General features: G+C 58.6%; 1 pseudogene. It reads left to right on the forward strand.

The window, feature by feature from the left end:
• Positions 1 to 17: 17 nt before the first annotated feature.
• Positions 18 to 273: pseudogene (locus SB772_RS40920) on the forward strand (hypothetical protein); the annotation flags it as partial.

Consider the following 273-nt stretch of genomic DNA (forward strand, 5'->3'; position numbering starts at 1 on the left):
CCGACAGCATCGGCGTAATGATGGTGAGTCGCTCGGACCGCGTCGATCGGCTCATCCGCCCGTTTGCGGTTGACCAGACCGCCGCCATTAACAAGACGAACACCGAATACGACATCATCAAGCTGTGGAATTTCTATTGGAGCGAATCGAGCGCGTTTCAGAAAGAAGTCGATCGCGAAAACGGCGGTTTCGTCAGCGCCTTTGTTCCCCGTGCCGACTGGTGGCAAGCGCGTCTGCCTGAACTCTGGGGGACGCTTGGCAACCAGGGGCCTG

It is taken from the genome of Paraburkholderia sp. SIMBA_030 (genome assembly GCF_046535245.1).
GTDB lineage: Bacteria > Pseudomonadota > Gammaproteobacteria > Burkholderiales > Burkholderiaceae > Paraburkholderia.